Source organism: Geodermatophilus sp. SYSU D00779, from assembly GCF_054050595.1.
Genome location: NZ_JBJGZQ010000032.1, coordinates 38,251 through 56,973, shown reverse-complemented (window position 1 = coordinate 56,973; position 18,723 = coordinate 38,251). Strand labels below are relative to the sequence as shown.

At 74.9% G+C, this 18,723-nt stretch carries 19 protein-coding genes and 1 pseudogene; 15 read left to right on the top strand and 5 right to left on the bottom strand.

Annotated features, from left to right (window positions below; all coding sequences use genetic code 11):
- Positions 1-56: 56 nt before the first annotated feature.
- Positions 57-380: pseudogene (locus ACI79G_RS21550) on the bottom strand (pyridoxamine 5'-phosphate oxidase family protein); the annotation flags it as partial.
- 401 nt (positions 381-781) lie between these two features.
- On the opposite strand from ACI79G_RS21550, the gene ACI79G_RS21545 reads away from it, so the two are divergent.
- Complete coding sequence (locus ACI79G_RS21545) at positions 782-1,453, top strand: response regulator (protein ID WP_456883093.1); 672 nt, start codon at positions 782-784, stop codon at positions 1,451-1,453.
- 28 nt (positions 1,454-1,481) lie between these two features.
- Here the strand turns inward: ACI79G_RS21545 and ACI79G_RS21540 are convergent, their stop codons facing one another.
- Both ACI79G_RS21540 and ACI79G_RS21535 read right to left on the bottom strand, forming a co-directional pair.
- Complete coding sequence (locus ACI79G_RS21540; protein WP_456883092.1) at positions 1,482-3,203, bottom strand: GAF domain-containing protein; 1,722 nt, start codon at positions 3,201-3,203, stop codon at positions 1,482-1,484.
- Positions 3,204-3,324: 121 nt separating this feature from the next.
- On the bottom strand, positions 3,325-3,747 hold the full coding sequence (locus ACI79G_RS21535; protein WP_456883091.1) for a pyridoxamine 5'-phosphate oxidase family protein: 423 nt from the start codon (positions 3,745-3,747) through the stop codon (positions 3,325-3,327).
- A gap of 393 nt (positions 3,748-4,140) precedes the next feature.
- On the opposite strand from ACI79G_RS21535, the gene ACI79G_RS21530 reads away from it, so the two are divergent.
- The 4 genes from ACI79G_RS21530 to ACI79G_RS21515 are packed head-to-tail and all read left to right on the top strand — an operon-like array spanning position 4,141 to position 7,446.
- Entirely contained in the window at positions 4,141-4,704 is a 564-nt protein-coding gene (locus ACI79G_RS21530; protein WP_456883090.1) for a universal stress protein, read from the top strand.
- Positions 4,705-4,726: 22 nt separating this feature from the next.
- The gene (locus tag ACI79G_RS21525) at positions 4,727-5,725 is read left to right on the top strand and encodes a zinc-dependent alcohol dehydrogenase family protein (protein WP_456883089.1); all 999 of its coding nucleotides are present in this window, start codon (positions 4,727-4,729) and stop codon (positions 5,723-5,725) included.
- A 46-nt stretch (positions 5,726-5,771) separates the two neighbouring features.
- Positions 5,772-6,257: a cation:proton antiporter regulatory subunit gene (locus ACI79G_RS21520; protein WP_456883088.1), complete on the top strand. Its 486-nt coding sequence runs from the start codon at positions 5,772-5,774 to the stop codon at positions 6,255-6,257.
- Between the two features lie 7 nt (positions 6,258-6,264).
- Positions 6,265-7,446 (top strand): cation:proton antiporter, encoded by a 1,182-nt coding sequence (locus ACI79G_RS21515; protein WP_456883087.1) that lies wholly within the window; start codon positions 6,265-6,267, stop codon positions 7,444-7,446.
- Positions 7,447-7,459: 13 nt separating this feature from the next.
- On the opposite strand, the gene ACI79G_RS21510 is transcribed toward ACI79G_RS21515, so the two are convergent.
- Positions 7,460-8,656, bottom strand: a complete 1,197-nt coding sequence (locus ACI79G_RS21510) for a dipeptidase (RefSeq protein WP_456883086.1) — start codon at positions 8,654-8,656, stop codon at positions 7,460-7,462.
- Between the two features lie 21 nt (positions 8,657-8,677).
- On the bottom strand, positions 8,678-10,171 hold the full coding sequence (locus ACI79G_RS21505; RefSeq protein WP_456883085.1) for a LytTR family transcriptional regulator DNA-binding domain-containing protein: 1,494 nt from the start codon (positions 10,169-10,171) through the stop codon (positions 8,678-8,680).
- Positions 10,172-10,292: 121 nt separating this feature from the next.
- Between ACI79G_RS21505 and ACI79G_RS21500 the strand changes: the two genes are divergently transcribed.
- From ACI79G_RS21500 to ACI79G_RS21455, 10 genes are all read left to right on the top strand, one after another.
- A complete protein-coding gene (locus ACI79G_RS21500; RefSeq protein ID WP_456883084.1) occupies positions 10,293-11,453 on the top strand; it encodes a glutathione-independent formaldehyde dehydrogenase in 1,161 nt (386 codons plus the stop codon).
- A 161-nt stretch (positions 11,454-11,614) separates the two neighbouring features.
- Positions 11,615-12,079, top strand: a complete 465-nt coding sequence (locus tag ACI79G_RS21495) for an MSMEG_3727 family PQQ-associated protein (RefSeq protein ID WP_456883083.1) — start codon at positions 11,615-11,617, stop codon at positions 12,077-12,079.
- A gap of 14 nt (positions 12,080-12,093) precedes the next feature.
- Positions 12,094-13,824 carry a PQQ-dependent dehydrogenase, methanol/ethanol family gene (locus tag ACI79G_RS21490; protein ID WP_456883082.1) on the top strand — a complete coding sequence of 577 codons (1,731 nt, stop codon included), beginning with the start codon at positions 12,094-12,096 and terminating at the stop codon, positions 13,822-13,824.
- A 5-nt stretch (positions 13,825-13,829) separates the two neighbouring features.
- Positions 13,830-13,952 (top strand): pyrroloquinoline quinone precursor peptide PqqA, encoded by a 123-nt coding sequence (gene pqqA / locus ACI79G_RS21485; protein WP_456883081.1) that lies wholly within the window; start codon positions 13,830-13,832, stop codon positions 13,950-13,952.
- An 81-nt stretch (positions 13,953-14,033) separates the two neighbouring features.
- The gene (pqqB, locus tag ACI79G_RS21480; RefSeq protein WP_456883080.1) at positions 14,034-14,927 is read left to right on the top strand and encodes a pyrroloquinoline quinone biosynthesis protein PqqB; all 894 of its coding nucleotides are present in this window, start codon (positions 14,034-14,036) and stop codon (positions 14,925-14,927) included.
- Between the two features lie 8 nt (positions 14,928-14,935).
- Positions 14,936-15,640 carry a pyrroloquinoline-quinone synthase PqqC gene (pqqC, locus tag ACI79G_RS21475; RefSeq protein ID WP_456883079.1) on the top strand — a complete coding sequence of 235 codons (705 nt, stop codon included), beginning with the start codon at positions 14,936-14,938 and terminating at the stop codon, positions 15,638-15,640.
- A complete protein-coding gene (pqqD, locus tag ACI79G_RS21470; protein ID WP_456883078.1) occupies positions 15,627-15,935 on the top strand; it encodes a pyrroloquinoline quinone biosynthesis peptide chaperone PqqD in 309 nt (102 codons plus the stop codon). Before pqqC ends, pqqD begins: the two co-directional genes overlap by 14 nt.
- Positions 15,928-17,037, top strand: a complete 1,110-nt coding sequence (gene pqqE / locus ACI79G_RS21465; RefSeq protein WP_456883077.1) for a pyrroloquinoline quinone biosynthesis protein PqqE — start codon at positions 15,928-15,930, stop codon at positions 17,035-17,037. Before pqqD ends, pqqE begins: the two co-directional genes overlap by 8 nt.
- Before the next feature lie 52 nt (positions 17,038-17,089).
- Positions 17,090-18,193, top strand: coding sequence for a sodium:calcium antiporter (locus ACI79G_RS21460; RefSeq protein ID WP_456883076.1), 1,104 nt, complete (start codon positions 17,090-17,092; stop codon positions 18,191-18,193).
- Positions 18,194-18,315: 122 nt separating this feature from the next.
- Positions 18,316-18,723: a YkvA family protein gene (locus tag ACI79G_RS21455; RefSeq protein ID WP_456883075.1), complete on the top strand. Its 408-nt coding sequence runs from the start codon at positions 18,316-18,318 to the stop codon at positions 18,721-18,723.

Sequence of the window (18,723 nt, the reverse complement as noted above, 5' to 3'; positions counted from 1 at the left end):
CGTCCGCGCGGCGGTCGCCGAGCACCGGGCCGGGGGGCGCGCCGCCCCGGAGCGACTCAGAGGTAGGCGCGCGGGCCGACGGCCGGCGGTAGTTCCCCGGGCACGATCCGTCGCCCCGTGACGAGGTGGGGGATGAGCCGCGGCCAGTGGCCGTGCTCGCCCGGCACCCAGGAGCTGACCCCGACGTCGTGGATACGCCGTACCAGCTCGGAGCCGTGGGCCTCGGTGACCTCCTCGGCGAGGCCACGGACGCGCACGCTCCACCCGCTGCGCGCGAACGGGTCGATCTCGTCCACCTCGAAGGTCACGTTGGCGTGCTGAGCCGCGGCCAGCTTGGTCCCCGGTGACGTCCGGATGACGATGGTGTCGCCGTCCGTGCCGTAGTCGACCGGGGAAGATCAGCGGGTAGCGCTCGGCGTTCACCCACGACCGGCCGACCTGCTGGGTCCGCAGGAGCCAGTAGCACTCGTCGGCGGGGACCTCCGTCCGGGTCGCATCCGTGCCTCGGCTCCCCGAGTCGGTCATCGTCGCCCCGCCTCCGGTCGCGGGCCCCGCGCCCCTCGACCACCTGCTCACGATGCCGCCGTGGCGTCTCCCGGCACAACCCGGCCGGGCCCGCGGCCCGGCCGGGGAGCGGCGCAGGGGGGCTCGGGTCCCCCGCGGGGCAGGGACCTCGGTCCCTGCCGCCAGGCCCCGGTGCCGCGCCTAGCCTGTCGCGATGGCCTCGCGGCGGCGTGCCTGCGGAGGCGCGGCTGCGGGGACGCGAGGGAGTGGGTGGCCGGTGACCCAGGGAACCGGGGTGGTCAGGGTCTTCCTGCTGGACGACCACGAGGTGGTCCGCCGCGGCGTGGCGGACGTGCTCGGGGCGGACCCGGGCATCGAGGTCGTGGGCGCGGCGTCGAACGCCGCGGAGGCCCTGGCCCGGGTGCCCGCGCTGAAGCCGGACGTCGCCATCCTCGACGTCCGGCTGCCGGACGGGGACGGCGTCTCGGTCTGCCGCGAGCTGCGGTCGAGGATGCCGCAGCTCAGGGTGGTCATGCTGACGAGCTACAGCGACGACGAGGCGCTCTTCGAGGCGATCATGGCCGGCGCCTCGGGCTACCTGCTCAAGCGGATCCTGGGCCAGGACCTGGTCAGCGGCGTGCGCACCGTGGCGGCCGGCGGTTCGCTGCTGGACCCCACGGCCGCGACCGCGGTGATGGAACGGCTGCGCAGCGCTGCGGAGCCGGCCGGCCCGCTGGCCGAGCTCAGCCCCCAGGAGCGGACGGTGCTGGAGCTGATCGGCGAGGGGCTGACCAACCGGCAGATCGGCGAGCGCATGTTCCTCGCCGAGAAGACGGTCAAGAACTACGTCTCCCACCTGCTGGCCAAGCTCGGCCTGGAGCGCCGCACCCAGGCGGCGGTCCTGGCCACCGAGCTGCGCGGTCCCTCCGCCGGCTCGCGCGGCCGCTGAGGACCGGGCTCCGCCCCGAGCCGTAGCTTCAGCGCAGCGGCGCCCACCAGCGCAGCCGGGTGCCGCCGCCGGGCAGTGCCTCGGCGCTCGACCCGCCGCCCCGCCGCACGGCGCGGTCCTCGAGGTTGCGCAGGCCGCTGCGGGCGGCGCGGGGGTCGATGCCCCGGCCGTCGTCGGTGACCTCCAGGACGACCTCGTCGGTGACGTCGAGGGTGACGGTGACGTGGTCCGCGCCGGAGTGCCGGGCGGCGTTGCTCACCGCCTCCCGGGTGACGGCCTCGAGGTCGACGGCGAGGTCGCCGGTGACCAGGTTGTCCACGGCGCCGGACATGCGCACGGTCGGGTGCAGGTCGGGTCCCGCCGTCTCGGTGACGACGTCGAGCACCCGGCGCCGGAGACTCGTCGATCGGTCGTCGTCCGCGGTGCTGTGCAGGTCGAAGATCGTCGTCCGGATGTCGCGGACGGTCTCGTCGAGCTGACCGATGACCTCGCCGATCCGGCGCCTGGCGTCCGGGTCCGAGACGCGGGGGACGACCGACTGCAGGCTCAGGCCGGCGGCGAACACCCGCTGGATGACGTGGTCGTGCAGGTCACGGGCGATCCGGTCGCGGTCCTCGTACACGTCGAGCTGGCGCGCGAACCGCTGGCGGGCCGCGAGGTCGAGCGCGGCGGCCGACTGGTCGACGAAGGCGGCGACGAGGGGAGCCGTCGTCTCGTCGAACGCGGGCGCGCCGGCGCGCCGTGCGGCGATGACGACGGCCTCGTCGTTGTGGTCGCCGTGGAGGGGCACGGCGATGCACGGCCCCCAGTCCACGTGCGCATTGGGTCCCCGGTAGTCGGTGCCCCGCAGGTCGAGGGTGACGACGCCGTCGGCCGCTGCCACGGCCTCGAGGACCGGGTTGCCCTCGGTCGTCAGCCGCCGGCCGGTCAGGTCGTCGAGCCCCTGTCCGACCTGGACGCGGACGTCGAAGGAACCGTCGGCGGGAGAGGGGCCGACGACGATCCACACGCCCTCGGCCCGGGTGAGCTCGCAGACCCGCGTGGCGACCAACCGCAGTGCCTCGTCGGGCGACGGGGCGTCGAGCAGGCCGGCCCGCACCTCGGAGATCGCCGTCGTCCACCGCCGCCGCTCCTCGGCCTCCTCGTACAGCCGGGCGTTGTCGATGGCGATGCCGGCCGCACCGGCGAGCGCGGTGAGGACCGCCTCGTCCTCGGCGGTGAACTCGCCGTTCCGCTTCTCCGTCAGGTAGAGGTTGCCGAAGACCTCCCCGCGGACGAGCACGGGGACGCCGAGGAAGGTGTGCATCGCGGGGTGGTGCGGGGGGAAGCCCACGGAGGCCGGGTGCTGGCTGAGGTCGGCGATGCGCAGCGAGTGGGGCTCGGTGATCAGCTGGCCCAGCACGCCCTTGCCCTCGGGCAGGTGCCCCATCCGGCCGGCCAGGTCGTCGTCGATGCCCACGTGGATGAACGCCGCCAGCCCGCCCTCGGGCGCCAGCACACCGAGCGCCCCGTAGCGCGCGTCGACGAGGTCGGTGGCCGCCTCGACGATGCGCCGCAGGGTCGCCTCGAGGTCCAGCCCGGTCGAGACGGTGAGGAAGGCGTCGAGCAGGTGCTGGATGCGGGTCTGGCTCTCGGCCACGGTCGCCAGGCGTTCCTGGACCTCCTGCAGCAGCTCGGCGAGCCGCATGCCGGCCAGCGGTGAGTCCGCCGGGGGGCTGTTCGAGCGAGTCGTGTGCTGCCGGGTCGGCATGGTCGGGTCACCCCCCTCGGGTCCGAGCTTGGCACGCAGCGGCGCACGGAGGAACGAGGTCGTTCCGGGTGGGACGGGAGACCGGCCCCGGCGGCGTCGAGGCGCGACCGGGACCGTCGGGTCAGGGCGCGCGGCTCTCGGTGCGCCAGCCGCTCAGCATCCCGATCCGCACCGCGACGTAGCAACGGCCGCACCTCGTTCCCGCGGGGGACCAGGGGAGGGCGTCGAGGGCGGCCACCTCGGCCGGGTCGACGACCGAACGGGAGGGCCCGACCACGGTGACGCTCCACCCGGTCCGGGTCGCGTCGTCGTAGGAGTCGACGCCGAGGGCGACCACCGCGCCCCACGACCTGGGCACGAAGCGGCTGTCCGGAACCGCCGGGATGACGACCTCACCGTCGTGCACGCGGTAGGAGACGGGCTGGATCGCCGGCAGGGCGTTCCGGGTGAAGGCGAGCCGGCCGATCCGGCCACCGAGCAGGAGGGCCCGGCACTCGACGTCGTCGAGCGGTACGAGGGTCCCGTCGGAGTCGCAGGTGGGCATGGTGGTCCTCTCCGCTCGACGGTCAGCAGGAGGGCCCGCCGGCCACGGACCCGGGACCCGTCCGGCCGCCGTCCGGGCCGGTCTTCGGCCTGCACGGCTCCTCCTCCACGGCGGGCCCCTGTCTCGGACGCTAGGCGGCGGGGCGGGAGCTCCCCAGGGTCGGCGGACGCAGGTCGGACGGGACCTCCGTCCCTCACCCCGGTCGTGGGACGTGCGTCCCCACCGCTCGCATGCTCGCGGAGGGCCCCTGCAGGAGCTGGGGGTCCGGGGTGGGGCCACCGTCCCGGGGCGAAGGTCCTCCGAGGCCGGGCCGCACGCCCGCAGTCCCCGCCGGTCACCCGGACCAGGCTCGGACCCGACCGCAGGACCGGAGCAGGGAGCAGGGTGAGCGGCGTGGCCAGTGGGGCGACGGGCACGGGGACGGCCGGACGCGCGGACGGCGGCTGTGGAGCACCGGGCAGCGCCCGGATCGTGGTGGGCGTCGACGGTTCCCCGGGCGCCTCCGCCGCCCTGCTCCGGGCCCTCGCGGAGGCGGCCCGCCCGGGCGCGGACGTCGGGGTGGTCAACGCCTTCGCGGTCGACGACCAGTGGGACGACCCGCTCCCGATCGACGCCCGCCGGATCGAGACCCTCCGGTCGGACACCGAGGCGCGCGCCCGCGCCTCCGTCGCCCGGGCGATGAGCGACCCGGCGGTGACCGCGGTGCCGCGCGCGGCAGCGGTCGAGGTGTCCTCCACGGTGGTGGCCGGCGAGCCTGCCGCTCACCTGGTGCACCGGCCGGAGGGCGCCGAGCTGCTCGTCGTGGGCAGCCGGAGCCGCAGTCGCCTGGCCGGCATGGTCCTCGGCTCGGTGGCCCTGCACCGCGTGGTGCTCGCCTCCTGCCCGGTGCTGGTCCGTCCGGAGCCGTCCGGCGTGGTCGTGCCCGAGCAGGCAGCCGGCGTCCCGGCCCGCGTCTGACCCGCCGGCCGGGGGAGCGGCGGTGCGCGCCTGGGTGGTCGGTACGCCGGGCCCGGTCGACACCGGGCCCCTGCGGCGGGTCGACCGGGAGGAGCCGGTGCCCGGGCCGGGGCAGGTGCGGGTCGACGTGTCCTGCTGCGGCGTGTGCCGCACCGACCTGCACCTGGCCGAGGGCGACCTGCCGCCCCGGCGGGCCGCGGTGACGCCAGGGCACGAGGTGGTCGGGCGCGTCTCGGCCCGCGGACCCGGCGCCACCCGGTTCGCCGTGGGGCAGCGGGTCGGGGTGCCCTGGCTGGGCAGCACCGACGGCAGCTGCCGGTTCTGCCGGCGCGGCGAGGAGAACCTCTGCACCGCGCCGGTCTTCACCGGCTGGGACGTCGACGGCGGCTACGCCGACGCCTGCCTCGTCGAGGAGGCCTTCGCGTACCCGCTGCCGGACGGGCTGGACGACGAGCAGGCCGCGCCGCTCCTGTGCGCCGGGATCATCGGCTACCGGGCGCTGCGGTGCGCCGACGTGCCACCCGGGGGCCGGCTCGGCGTCTACGGCTTCGGCGGCAGCGCCCACCTCACCGCCCAGGTCGCGCTCGCGCAGGGGCTGCGGGTGCACGTCCTCACCCGCGGCGAGCACAACCGGCGGCTGGCCGAGCAGCTCGGCGTGGACTCGGTGGGGGCGGCGACCGACCCCCCACCCGAGCCGCTGGACGGCGCCGTCCTGTTCGCCCCGGCCGGCGAGCTGGTCCCCGTGGCCCTGCGCGCCCTGGACCGCGGCGCGACCCTCGCCGTGGCCGGCATCTGGCTCTCCCGCATCCCCGCGCTCGACTACGCGGCCGAGCTGTTCGGGGAGCGCCGGCTGCGCAGCGTCACGGCCAACACCCGCCGCGACGGCGAGGAGTTCCTCCGGCTGGCTGGCCGCCTCGGCGTCCGCGCCACCACCGTCGCCTACCCCATGGACGACGCCCCGCGGGCGCTGTCGGACCTGGCCTCCGGACGGTTCGGTGGAGCGGCGGTCCTGCACACCTGAGCCCCGGCCGCCCGGTACGCACCCGCGGGTCTGCCACCATGCGGCTGTGGACCTCGAGGAGACCATGCTGCCGGGCGTCGGCGTCCGCTACCGGCTGCGGACCCGCTCCGGCGAGGTCCTCGCCATCGTCCTCGACCGGGAGGGCACGGCCGAGGTCGCCGTCTACGACCGTCGCGACCCCGACCGGGCGCGGGGCGTGCTGCGGCTCGAACCGGACGAGGTCGACGCCGTGGCCGAGGTGCTCGGGGCTCCCCGGCTGACGCAGCGGTTCGCGGACCTGTCCCGCGAGGTCCCGGGACTGGAGTCGGGGCGGTTCCCGATCCGCGAGGGCTCGCGCTTCGCCGGCCGTCCGCTGGGCGACACCCGGGCACGCACGCTGACCGGCTGCTCCGTCGTGGCGATCGTGCGGGACGCCGACGTCGTCCCCTCCCCGGGGCCGGGCGACCTGCTGCACCCGGGGGACGTCGTCGTGGCCATCGGGTCGGCGCGCGGGCTGGCGGAGCTGGAACGGCGCCTGGACGAGCCCGCGTAGGGCGTCGATGGACCACGTCGCCCAGCTGCTGCTCGAACTGGGTCTGCTGTTCTGCGGTCTGTCCCTCATCGGTCTGCTGGCCCGCCGGCTGGGCCTGTCGTCCGTGCCGTTCGTCCTGCTGTCCGCGCTGGCGCTGGGGGAGGGCGGCATCGCCCCGCTGACGACCTCCGAGCCGTTCATCGAGGCGGCCGCGGAGGTCGGCGTGGTCCTGCTGCTGCTCGCCCTCGGCCTGGAGTTCACCGCCGACGAGCTGTTCGCCTCGCTGCGGCACCACGGTCCGTCCGGACTGGTGGACCTGCTGCTCAACGCCCCGCCGGGCTTCGTGGCGGGGCTGCTGTTCGGCCTGCCGTGGCAGGGTGCGCTCGCGCTGGCCGGGGTCACCTGGATCTCCTCGTCGGGCATCGTCGCCCGGTTGCTCGGCGACCTCGGGAGGCTGGCCAACCGGGAGACCCCCGCGGTGCTGTCCGTGCTGGTCCTGGAGGACCTGGCGATGGCGCTGTTCCTCCCGCTGCTCGCCGTCGCGCTCGCCGGTGGTGGGCCGACGACGGCGGTGGCGGGCATCGCGCTGGCAGCGGGCGCCGTCGGGCTGGCGCTGCTGGCTGCCCAGCGGCAGGGCCACCGGCTGGGCCGGCTCCTGGCCTCGGACGACGACGAGCAGGTGCTGCTGCGCCTGATGGGTCTGACCCTGCTGGTGGCCGGGCTGGCCCAGGCGGCGGGGGCGTCGGCCGCGGTGGGGGCCTTCCTGGTCGGGCTGGCGCTGCCCACCGCGGTCGCCGACCGGGCGCGGGCGGTCCTGGGGCCGCTGCGCGACCTGTTCGCGGCGATCTTCTTCGTCGCCTTCGGGCTGTCCACCGACCCGGGCGCGGTGCTGCCCGTGCTGCCCGCCGTCCTGCTGCTGGCCCTCGTGACGGCAGGGACCAAGGTCGCCACCGGCTGGTTCGCCGCCCGGCGGGACGGGGTGGCCGTGCCCGGCCGGCTGCGCGCCGGGACGGCCCTGGTGGCCCGGGGCGAGTTCTCCGTCGTCATCGCCGGCCTGGCGGTGACGGCGGGGGTGACCGAGCTCGGGCCGCTGGCCACCGGCTACGTGCTGGTCCTCGCCGTGGCCGGTCCGGTGCTCACCCGCCTCGCCGAGCCACGTGCTCGGCGCGCCCGCCCGCGACCGCCGGCTCCCGGGCGCGCGGCGGCCTGACCCCGGCGGTCGGTCAGGCGCGGTCGAGGTCCTCGATGCGCGCCGTGGACGGACCTCGCCGGGCGGACGCGGACCGCGCCAGGGCCTCGGCCTCGCGGAGGACCCGCAGGACGTTGCCGCCGACCAGCCGGGCGCACTCGTCCTGCCGCCACCCCCGGTCGAGCAGCTCGGCGATCAGCGCCGGGTAGCAGGAGACGTCCTCCAGCCCGTCCGGCAGGTCCTCCACGCCGTCGTAGTCCCCGCCGAGGCCGACGTGGTCGACGCCGGCCACCCGCCGCACGTGCTCGACGTGGTCGGCGACCTGGGCCAGCGTCGCCCGTGGACGGGGGTGGTCGGCGAGGTACTCGCCCGCCACCGCGGCCCGCACGGCGGCGTCCCTCGGGTCGAGCCCGCGGCGCTCCACCTCGGCCCGGAGCCCGAGCGCCCACGCGCGGCACCCCGGCGACACGAAGTCCGACACGAACGTCACCATGCACACCCCGCCGTTGGCGGCCAGTCCGCGGAGGAGGTCGTCGGGGACGTTGCGCGGGTGGTCGCACACCGCGCGGGCGCCCGAGTGGGAGAAGGCGACCGGCGCCTCCGTGACCCGGAGCGCGTCGCGTGCGGTGCTGTCCGCCACGTGGGAGAGGTCGACCAGCATGCCGAGCCGGTTCATCTCCCGGACCACCTCCTCGCCGAACGCGCTGAGCCCGCCGGTGGCGGGGACGTCGGTCGCCGAGTCGGCCCAGGGGACGTTCACGTTGTGCGTCAGCGTCAGGTAGCGGACGCCGAGCCGGTGCAGCATCCGGAGGACGCCCAGCGAACCGGCGATGGAGTGGCCGCCCTCGGCGCCCAGCAGCGAGGCGATCCGCCCGCGGGCGAAGGCGCTCTCGACGTCGTCGGCGCTCAGCGCCAGCTCCAGGTCGTCCGGGTACCCGTCGATCATGCGGTGGACGAGGTCGACCTGTTCGAGGGTCGTGGCGAGCGCCGCCTCGCCCTGCAGCGCACCGGGCACGTAGACCGACCAGAACTGGGCGCCGACCCCACCCCGCCGCAGCCTCGGCAGGTCGGTGTGGGTGCCCACCACCGGGGCCGCGAGGTCCACCCGGCGCAGGTCGGGACCGGATCCCTCGCGGATCCGCCACGCCAGGTCGTTGTGGCCGTCGACCAGCGGGTGGTGGCGCAGCAGGTCCCGTGCCGTGGCCGGTGCGGCGGCGGGTGCACTCCCCATCCCGGTCCTCCGAGGACGTGCCTACAGCCCGAGGGCCTGGCGGACGGACGGCGCGTGCCGGCGGGAGACCGGGACGGTCTCGTGGACGCGGGTGTCCGTGGCGAGGAACAGCGTGCCCTTGAAGCCCGGCTCGATCTCCCGCACCCGCCCCAGGTTGACGAGGAAGCGGCGGTGGACCCGGAGGAACCCCTTGTCCACGAGGTCCTGTTCGAGGCGGTCCAGACCCCGGGCGGCGGCCAGCAGCCGTCCCTGGTCGGTGGTGAGCCAGACGTTGTTGTGGTCGGTCTCGGCGAAGCGGATCTCGCGCGGGTCGAGCAGGACCCACCGGTCCTCGCGCAGGGCGACGACCCGGCTGGGCAGGCGGGGGCAGGGGAGGGAGGCGCCGGGACGACCCGGGGACGTCGCGGCGTCCGGCACCCCGGCGCCCGGCACCCCGGCGTCCGGCACCCCGGCGTCCGGCCCGTCCACGTCGGACCCGTCGGCGGAGCCGAGGGCGAGCAGCGCGCCGATCACCTGGGTCCCGGTGAGGACAGGGCGGACGGCGACCGGCAGGGGGGTCCCGAGGAAGGGCACGTAGACCCGCGTCGAGCCGCGCCAGCAGGGGTCCTGCCGGGCGCGTTCGGTGACCCAGCGGACCAGCTCGGGCACCCCGGGCACCTGCGGGGTCCACCGCTGTGCCGGGGCGTACGCCGGGGTGTCCGCGGGGGTGCCGATCAGGACGGCGGCCGCGTTGTTGGCCAGCACGACCTTCCCGGCCGTGTCCACGGCGGCCAGGGGCGTCGCGGACGGCAGGCGGGCGTCGGCGAAGGCGGCGGCCAGGAGCGTGCCGGTGTGCCGCGCCCGCTGACGCAGCTTGGCCTCGGTGGCCGCGGCGACCCGGCTCAGCCACGGCAGCACGGCATCGGGTTGCGGCGTGTGCCAGCAGGAGACGTTGAGCACGGCGAGCGGCTCGTGCGTGACCACGTCCCGCACCGCGACGCCGGCACACGTCCAGGGGTCGAAGCTGCGGCACCAGTGCTCGGGGCCCCGGACCAGGACCGGGCGCTGGCTCTGCAAGGAGGTCCCCATGCCGTTGGTGCCGCTGGTCCGTTCCGCCCAGATCGACCAGGCGGCGAGGTTGCTGTCCGCGGCGAGGCGGAGCAGCCGGCGACTGCCCCAGGAGGCCAGGACGCGGCCCTCGCAGTCGGCCACGGTGACCAGGCCGTCGAGGCCGTCCACCTCCCCGGCGGCGCAGGCTGCCCACCCCCCGAGCTCGGCGAACACCACGTCATGGCCCATCGAGTGCGCGCTGCCCTCCGCCGCGGCGGGGGCCCGTTCCAGGTCGGGGTCGACCTCGTACTCCTCGCGGCACCGGTACCAGGACACGAGGATCTCGGAGCGGACGCCGTGGACGGTGTCCGCTCCGGCGGCGAAGCGCTCCCGGGCGGTGGCGATCCGTCTGAGGTCGTCGCCGGAGAGCGCGGCTCCGTTCGTGGCCGGGTGCGCGCCGTTCGTCAGGCCTTTCGCGCCGTTCATCCCGTTCCCCTTGGGCTGTGGGGGGAAGCGTCCCAGGCTCGGGCCGCGGTCGAGGAGCAGCAGGCTAGCGGGCCGGGCGCGGTTCCAGGGCGCACACGGCAGCCGGAGGGGGTGGGCGGCCATGCGGGCGGTGGTCTACCGGAGGCCCTTCGAGGTGGCGGTGGAGGAGGTCCCCGACCCCCGGATCGAGCAACCGAACGACGTGATCGTGCGGATCACGTCGACGTGCATCTGCGGAGCGGACCTGTACCTGTACGAGGGGCGGGCGGGCGCCGAGCCGGGCACCGTGGTCGGCCACGAGAACCTGGGCGTCGTCGAGGAGGTCGGCGCCGGCGTCACCGCCCTGGAGCCGGGCGACCGCGTCGTGATGCCGTTCACCGTGGCCTGCGGTTTCTGCAGGAACTGCCGGGCGGGCTCGGGCGGCTCCTGCCTCACGGTCACCCCGGCCGGTCGTGCGGGGAGCCCGTACGGCGGCAGCCCCTACGGCGGCGTCGCCCCGGCCCCGTGTGCCGGCGGGCAGGCGGAGTACCTCCGGGTCCCGTACGCGGACGTCAACTGCCTGCCGCTGCCCGCCGGCACCGACCACGAGTCCGACTACGTCCTGCTCTCCGACGTCTTCCCCACCGGGTACCACGGCTGCCGCCTCGCGGGGCTCTCGCCGGGAGGGACCGTCGCGGTCTACGGCGCCGGGCCGGTGGGACTGATGGCCGCGTACTGCGCGCTGCTCTGCGGCGCGTCGGGCGTCTTCGTGGTCGACGGCCGTCCCGAGCGACTCTCCATGGCACGGGACATCGGGGCCGTCGCCGTGGATCCCTCCGCCGGCGACCCGGCGCAGCAGATCAGGGACCTCACCGGTGGTGAGGGCACCGACACCGGGGTGGACGCCGTCGGCTTCCCGGTCCCCACCGAGACGGGCGCGGGCGAGGAGCCCGCGGTGGTCCTGGACCAGCTCGTGCGCACGGTGCGACCCACCGGCGGGCTCGGCGTCCCCGGCCCGTGCGTGCGCCGTGGACTCGACGGGCTCGTCCCGGACGCCGGGCCCGGCACGCTGCTCGTCACGATCGGCACGCTGGTCGACAAGGGCCTGCGGCTGGGCACCGGGCGGGCGGACGCCAGGCGCTACGACCGGCAGCTGCGCGACCTGATCACCGAGGGCCGGGCCCGGCCGAGCTTCGTGGTGTCCCACGAGCTGCCGCTCGACGAGGCGCCGAACGCGTACCAGATGGTCGACCAGCGGGTCGACGGCTTCACCAAGGTGGTGCTCAGACCCGATGCCGCCTGATCGTCGCGCGGCTGCAGCAGCCGGAGGAGGAGGTGCCATGGCCACCCAGGTGGCGCCCGAGCGCGGGACGGCGGGCCGTCGTCCGGGGGCCTGGCCGTGACCGTCGCCGGCACGGCAGGCACCCCATCAGTCCGCTTCGACACAACCAGGAGGGAAGGTCGATGACGACCACCGCATCGGAGCGATCCTCGACGCTGCGCGAGCTCGGCCTGGACGGGCAGAACCAGGCGACGATCGGCCGGCTGCTGGCCACCGGGAACATCGGGCACGCCGAGGAGGGCGACGACGGCCGGATGCGCGCGCGGATCCGGATCGTGCCCGACCAGCTCATCTGGGACCCCTCGGTCCTCGTCCTGCCCCACGGGGGGCACCTGGACATCGAGTTCGTGAACGACGACCAGAACACGCACTGCGCGCTCGTGCCGAGCAACGGCGACAGCAAGTGGATGTGGTTGCCGAACTACTCGCGCGGGACCATGTCCGTCACCCTCGACGGCCCTGGTTACTACTGGTTCAGCTCCAACATCGGCAACGACGAGGGCCGGGGCCTGATCGGGGCGATCGTCGTCAGGGGCGACGTCCCGGAGTCCGCCCGGCTCGACCGCCCGAAGCAGCCCCGACCGTAGACAGGACTGGGTCAATGACCGACATCAAGGACAGGACCGAGATCGAGTACGGAGAGGCCCCGCCGGCGGTGGACTTCGGGTCCCTGACCACCGCGCCCGGGACCGCGCCGCCGGTGGCCCAGGACGTCACGTACGAACGCATCCTCGACGCCCGCTCCGAGCCGCAGAACTGGCTCACCTACTACGGCGCCTACGACGGGCAGCGGTACAGCCCGCTCGACCAGATCAACACGGAGAACGTCGTCCGCCTGACCCCGGCCTGGGTGTTCAGCTTCTCGCCCCACGGGCTGCACGCCGGCCAGTCGACGTACGCCTTCGAGAACTGCCCGATCGTCGTCGAGGGCGTCATGTACGTCTCCGGGTGGGACGGCTGGGTGTGGGCGCTCGACGCCAAGACCGGGCAGCTGCTGTGGCAGTACAAGCACGCGATCCCGTTCGACGTCTCGCTGTGCTGCGGCAACGTCAACCGCGGGGTCGCCGTGGCCCACGGCAAGGTCTTCGTCTGCACCCTCAACGCCCACGTGCTCGCGCTCGACGCGACCACCGGCGAGTGCCTCTGGGACGTCACCAGCGGGGACGTGCGCGCCGGCGAGAGCCTCACGGTCGCCCCGCTGGTCGTGAAGGACCGGATCGTCGTCGGCAGCTCCGGCGGCGAGTTCGGGGTGCGCGGCCACCTCGACGCCTACGACATGGAGACCGGGGAGCGGGTCTGGCGGTGCTACACGATCCCCAAGCCCGGCGAGCCGGGCTCGGAGACCTGGCCGCAGGACGGTGAGGCCTGGGCGCGCGGCGGTGCCAACGGCTGGATCACCGGCACCTTCGACCCGGAGACCAACCTCCTGTACTGGGGGACCGGCAACCCGGCGCCCGACTTCGACGGCGAGGTCCGGCAGGGCGACAACCTCTACACCGACAGCGTCATCGCGGTGGACGCCGACACCGGTGAGATCCGCTGGCACTACCAGTGCACCCCGCACGACCTGTGGGACTACGACAGCAACATGGAGTGCATCCTCTTCGAGCAGGACGGGCGCAAGCTGCTGGCCCACTTCGACAAGAACGGGTACTGCTTCGTCCTGGACCGCACGAACGGCGAGCGGGTGCGGATCTTCCCCTTCGTCGACCGGATCACCTGGGGCGAGATCAGCCCCGACGGACAGGTGACGCCCCGGATCTACCCCGACAAGGAGGGCGAGGAGGTGCACTTCTACCCCGGGCCGGCCGGGGCGAAGGAGTGGACCCACGCGGCGTACAGCCCGAGGACGGAGCTGTTCTACGTCCCCGTGCAGGACACCGGCGCGACGGTCGCCCGCCGGCGCCGGGAGTTCAAGGAGGGCATCCCCTACTGGGGCGCCGCCGTGACCGTGGACGCGAAGGACATGGCGGGGTCGGTGTCGGCGTTCAACGCCTCCGGCGAGGAGGTGTGGCGCTGGCGCAACGACCTGCCGATGTGCGCGTCGGTGCTGGCCACGGCGGGCGACGTGGTCTTCGCCGGCACGCCGTCCGGGACGTTCGTGGCCCTCGACGCCCGCAGCGGCGAGTTCCTGTGGCAGTTCAACTGCGGCAGCGGGCACCACAGCAGCCCGATCACCTACAGCGTCGAGGGCAAGCAGTACGTCGCCGTCCCGGTCGGCTGGGGCGCCTGGGTCGAGGGCTTCCTGCCCGGGATGATGGGCGGCCCGCACGGCCAGGCGATGTTCGTGTTCTCGCTGCCCGAGGACATCGACTCGGCAGGGGGGAGGTGACCGTGATGGACCAGGAGCTCTACGTCCCCCCGCCCCGCGCAGAGGAGTGGGAGGCCCCCTCCTTCGAGGAGATCCGGGTGTCCGCTGAGGCGACCGCCTACATGGGCGTCCAGGAGGACTGGGACTAGGCGGACACGGGCGGAGAGGCGTCGGGCGGTGCGGTCCGGCGCCTCTCCGTCCCCGCACTGCTGGGAGGACCACCGGTCGACATGTGGGTGCGGGTGCTGGGTTCGGCGGCGGGCGGCGGGTTCCCGCAGTGGAACTGCGCCTGCCCCCCGTGCCGAGCGGTGCGCGAGGGGTCGCGGCCGGCCCGCCCGCGCACCCAGTCGTCGGTCGCGGTGAGCGCGGACCGCCGGCGGTGGTCCCTGCTCAACGCCTCACCCGACGTCCGTGCCCAGCTCGAGTCCTGCACCGACCTGCACCCCGGCGAGGCCGGGGAGGTGCCGCTGCAGGCCGTGCTGCTCACGGACGCGGAGCTGGACCACACGTTGGGGCTGCTGCTGCTCCGCGAGGGGGGTGGCCTCGTCGTGCACGCCACCGAGGCGACCCGCGACACGCTGTACGACGGGACGGCGCTGCTGCGGACGCTCGAGGCCTACTGCCCGGTCGAGTGGCGGCCGGTCGTGCCGGGCGCGGACGTGCCGCTGGCCGACGGGCTGTCGTACCGGGCCTTCGACGTCCCCACGACCAAGCGCGCGCGCTTCGGCTCCGGCACCCGGGAGGGGCGGGTCGTCGGCTACCGCCTCACCGACGAGCGCAGCGGCCGGGCGCTGGTCCACCTGCCGGTGCTGCAGGAGCTGACCCCGGAGGTGTGTGCCCAGCTGGAGGACTGTGCCTGCCTGCTCGTCGACGGCACCTGCTGGTCCGACGACGAGCTCATCCGGCTCGGGCGGGGCGGCCGGACGGCCCGCGAGATGGGGCACCTGCCGATCAGCGGCCCCGGGGGCAGCCTCGAGCAGCTCGCCCCGCTGCCCGTCGAGCGCCGCATCTACGTCCACGTCAACAACACCAACCCGATCCTCCTCGAGGACTCGCCCGAGCGGCGCGCGGTCGAGGAGCACGGCCTGGAGGTCGCCGTGGACGGGCTGGACCTGGAGGTGTGAGGCCCCTCATGACGCTGATCGACACGACCGGCACGGCGACCGACGAGTTCGTGGCCGCGCTGCGCGAGCACTCGCGGCGCTACCACGACCAGCACCCCTTCCACCGCAGGATGAACGCCGGGGAGCTGGACGCCGAGCAGATCCGCTGCTGGGTGGCCAACCGCTTCTGCTACCAGGCCGCCATCCCCCGCAAGGACGCCGCGATCATCGCCAACTGCCCGGACCGCGAGGTCCGCCGCCGCTGGCTGCGGCGCATCGTCGACCACGACGGCACCGTCGACGGTGAAGGCGGCATCGAGGCGTGGCTGCGCCTCGGCGAGGCGGTCGGGCTGACCAGGCGCGAGCTGGAGGACCAGCGGCACGTCGTCCCGGGCGTGCGGTTTGCCGTCGACGCCTACGTCACCTTCGCCCGCACCCGGCCGTGGGTGGAGGCGGTGGCCTCCTCGCTGACCGAGCTGTTCGCGCCGGACCTGATGGCCGAGCGCCTGGCCGCCTTCGAGCGCCACTACACCTGGATCGACCCGCAGGGACTCACCTACTTCCGCGCCCGGCTGACGCAGGCGCCCCGCGACTCCGCGCACGCCCTGGAGGTGGTGACGGAGCACTGCCGGACGCCGGAGCAGCAGGCGGCCGCCCTGGCGGCCCTGTCCTTCAAGTGCGACGTCCTCTGGAGCATGCTCGATGCGATCGACCGCGCCTGTGCAGACCGCTGACGGTGCCGACCGCCCCCGGCTGGCCCGCCACGTCCGGATGGGGTTCGACCCGGCCCGCGGACGGCACGTGCTGCTGACGCCGGAGGCGGTCACCGTCCTGAACCGCACGGGCGCGGCCGTCCTGGAGCTGTGCGACGGGCAGCGCACGGTGACCGAGATCGTGGCCGAGCTGCGCGGGCGGTACGCCTCCGTGGACGACGACGAGGTCCGCGTGTTCCTCGACCGCCTCGCCGCCCGGCGGTGCCTCGAGATCGGGGACGCGGAGACCGGCCGTGGACAGGCCCGCCGTGCCTAGCGCCGTGGAGCGGCCGTTCGGGCTGCTGGCCGAGCTCACCTACCGCTGCCCGCTGCACTGCTCCTACTGCTCCAACCCGCTCGACCTCGCTGCCTACGCCGACGAGCTGACCACGGCGGAGTGGCGACGGGTGTTGACCGAGGCCAGGGAGCTGGGCGTGCTGCAGCTGCACCTCTCCGGCGGTGAGCCGCTGCTGCGCCGCGACGTCGCCGAGATCGTGCAGTGCGCCGGCGAGCTGGGCCTGTACACCAACCTGATCACCAGCGGGCTCGGGCTGACGCCCCACCGCGCCGAGGAGCTGCTGGCCGCGGGCCTGGACCACGTGCAGATCAGCCTCCAGGCCGACGAGGCGGCCCTGTCCGACCGCATCGCCGGGGTGAGGTCGTTCGAGCACAAGCTCGCGGCGGCCCGGCTGGTCAAGCAGCTGGGCTGGCCCCTCACGCTCAACGTCGTCCTGCACCGGCACAACGTCGACCGGCTCGCCGGCATCCTCGACCTGGCCGAGCAGCTGGAGGCCGACCGGATCGAGCTGGCCCACACGCAGTACTACGGCTGGGCCCTGCACAACCGCGGCGGGCTGCTGCCGAGCCGGGCCCAGCTGGAGCGCGCCCAGGAGGTGGTGCGGGCCGCGCACGCGCGTCTGCAGGGGCGGATGGAGGTCGTCTACGTCCTGCCCGACTACTTCAGCCGGTACCCCAAACCCTGCATGGGCGGCTGGGGCCGGCGCCAGCTCACCGTGGTGCCCGACGGTGGCGTCCTGCCGTGCCCCACCGCGCACACCCTGCCCCTGCCCCGGGCCAGCGTCCGGGAGCACTCCCTGGCGTGGATCTGGGAGCGGTCCCCGCTCTTCCAGCGCTTCCGCGGGACCGACTGGATGCCCGAGCCCTGCCGCAGCTGCGACCGCCGCGAGGTGGACTTCGGCGGCTGCCGCTGCCAGGCCTTCCAGCTCACCGGCGACGCCGCCCGCACCGACCCGGTCTGCCACCTCTCGCCCGACCACGGGCTCGTGGCCGAGGCGGTGGCCGCCGCCGACGGGGGAGCGCGCTCCGGTGAGGCGGTGCTGACCCCGCGGCGGTACCCCGCAGCCGGTCGCAGCCGGTGACCGCCCGCCGACACCCCCCACCCACGGCTGGTCGCGAGGAGGGCCCCCGGACATGACCTCGGTGTTCGTCTTCATCTCCGGCGCGACGCTGCTGGTGGTCAGCGCGGAGAAGCTCATCACCCACCTCGTCGGGGCGGCGAGCGGCCTGCGGGTCCCGCTGTTCCTGCTCGCCGTCGTCTTCACCGGCGTGGAGTTCGACGACATCGCGCTCGGCGTCGGGCTGAACCTCGAGGACCTCAGCGGTGTCGCGCTCGGCGTCGTGTTCGGGACGGCGCTGTCGTTCACCGGGGTCGTCCTCGCGGTGGCCGCTGTCCTCCGGCCGAGCCGGGTCGACATCCCGCGCGACTACCTCGTCGTGTTCGCCGCCGCACCGCTCGTGATGGTGGCGTTCACGCTCACCGGGCCGCTCACGGTGACCGACGGGCTGCTGCTCCTCGGGCTGTTCGTCCTGTTCGTGGTCTACGTCGCCGCCCGGGAGGTCCGCAGGAGCGTCGCGGTCTTCCGCGACGTCGAGGTGTACGAGGCCGCCGTCGCCGAGGACGGGGACGGGGACGACCCAGGGTCCCGGCGCGGGGCGGTGTCGGACGCGCAGGAGGACCCGCCGGTCCGGGCGGCAGCACGGGCCGGCGCCGAACGGGCGCAGCAGGTCGTCGAGGAGGCGCCTCCCACCGAGGAGCGCGACCTCTCCGGCTGGACCCACCTCGGACTGGCGGTGGTCGCGCTCGCCGGCCTCGTCGTCGGCGCGGCGACCGTGAGCACCGGCACCGAGGGGATCCTGGAGACCTACGGGCTCGAGGGCACGGTGTTCGGCGCCACGATCGTCACCGCCGTGCTCACCATGGAGGACGTCTTCCTGACGGTGGAGCCCTTCCGCAGGGGCGTGCCGGAGATCGGGGTCGGCAACGTCATCGGCAGCGTCGTCTTCTCCGTCACCGGCAAGCTGGGCATCACCCTCCTGGCCGGCGGCATCGTCGTCGGCTCGGACGTGTTCACCTGGCACCTGCCCGCGCTCGTCGCCCTCACCGCCCTGGCTGCGTACCTGCTCTCCACCGGCCGGCTGACGCGGTGGCACGGCGGCACCCTGCTGGCGCTCTACGCCGTGTACTGGGTGGTCAGCCTCGTCGCGTTCGGTGGGGTCCCGGTCGAACTCGACTGAGGGAGGACCCCCTTGCCCCCCACCACTCGCGAGCTCGCGGCGGGACCCTGCACGGGGGCCAGCGGGACCCTTGAGGAGCCACCGTCCCCGCCGGTGGACGGGACGAGGGGGTGGTGGGGGGGATGCCGGACTGGGCGTGGACGCTGGTCGGGGTGCTGGGTGGCCTGCTGCTGTGCTGGCTGGTCCTGATGGCCGTGCTGTGGGCGACCCGCCCGGACGACCTGCGACTGCGGGAGCTGCTGCGGCTGCTGCCCGACGTGCTCAGGCTCGTGCACCGGCTGGCCGGCGACGGCGCGCTGCCGCGCGGCGTCCGGGTACGGCTGTGGCTGTTGCTGGGCTACCTGGCGCTGCCGTTCGACCTGGTGCCCGACTTCGTGCCGGTGCTCGGCCACGCGGACGACGCGATCGTGGTCGCCCTCATGCTGCGCTCGGTGGTCCGCCACGCCGGGGCGGCCGCGCTCGACCGGCACTGGCCCGGGACGCCCGACGGGCTGGCCGCGCTGCGCCGGGCCAGCGGGCTGCCGACGTAG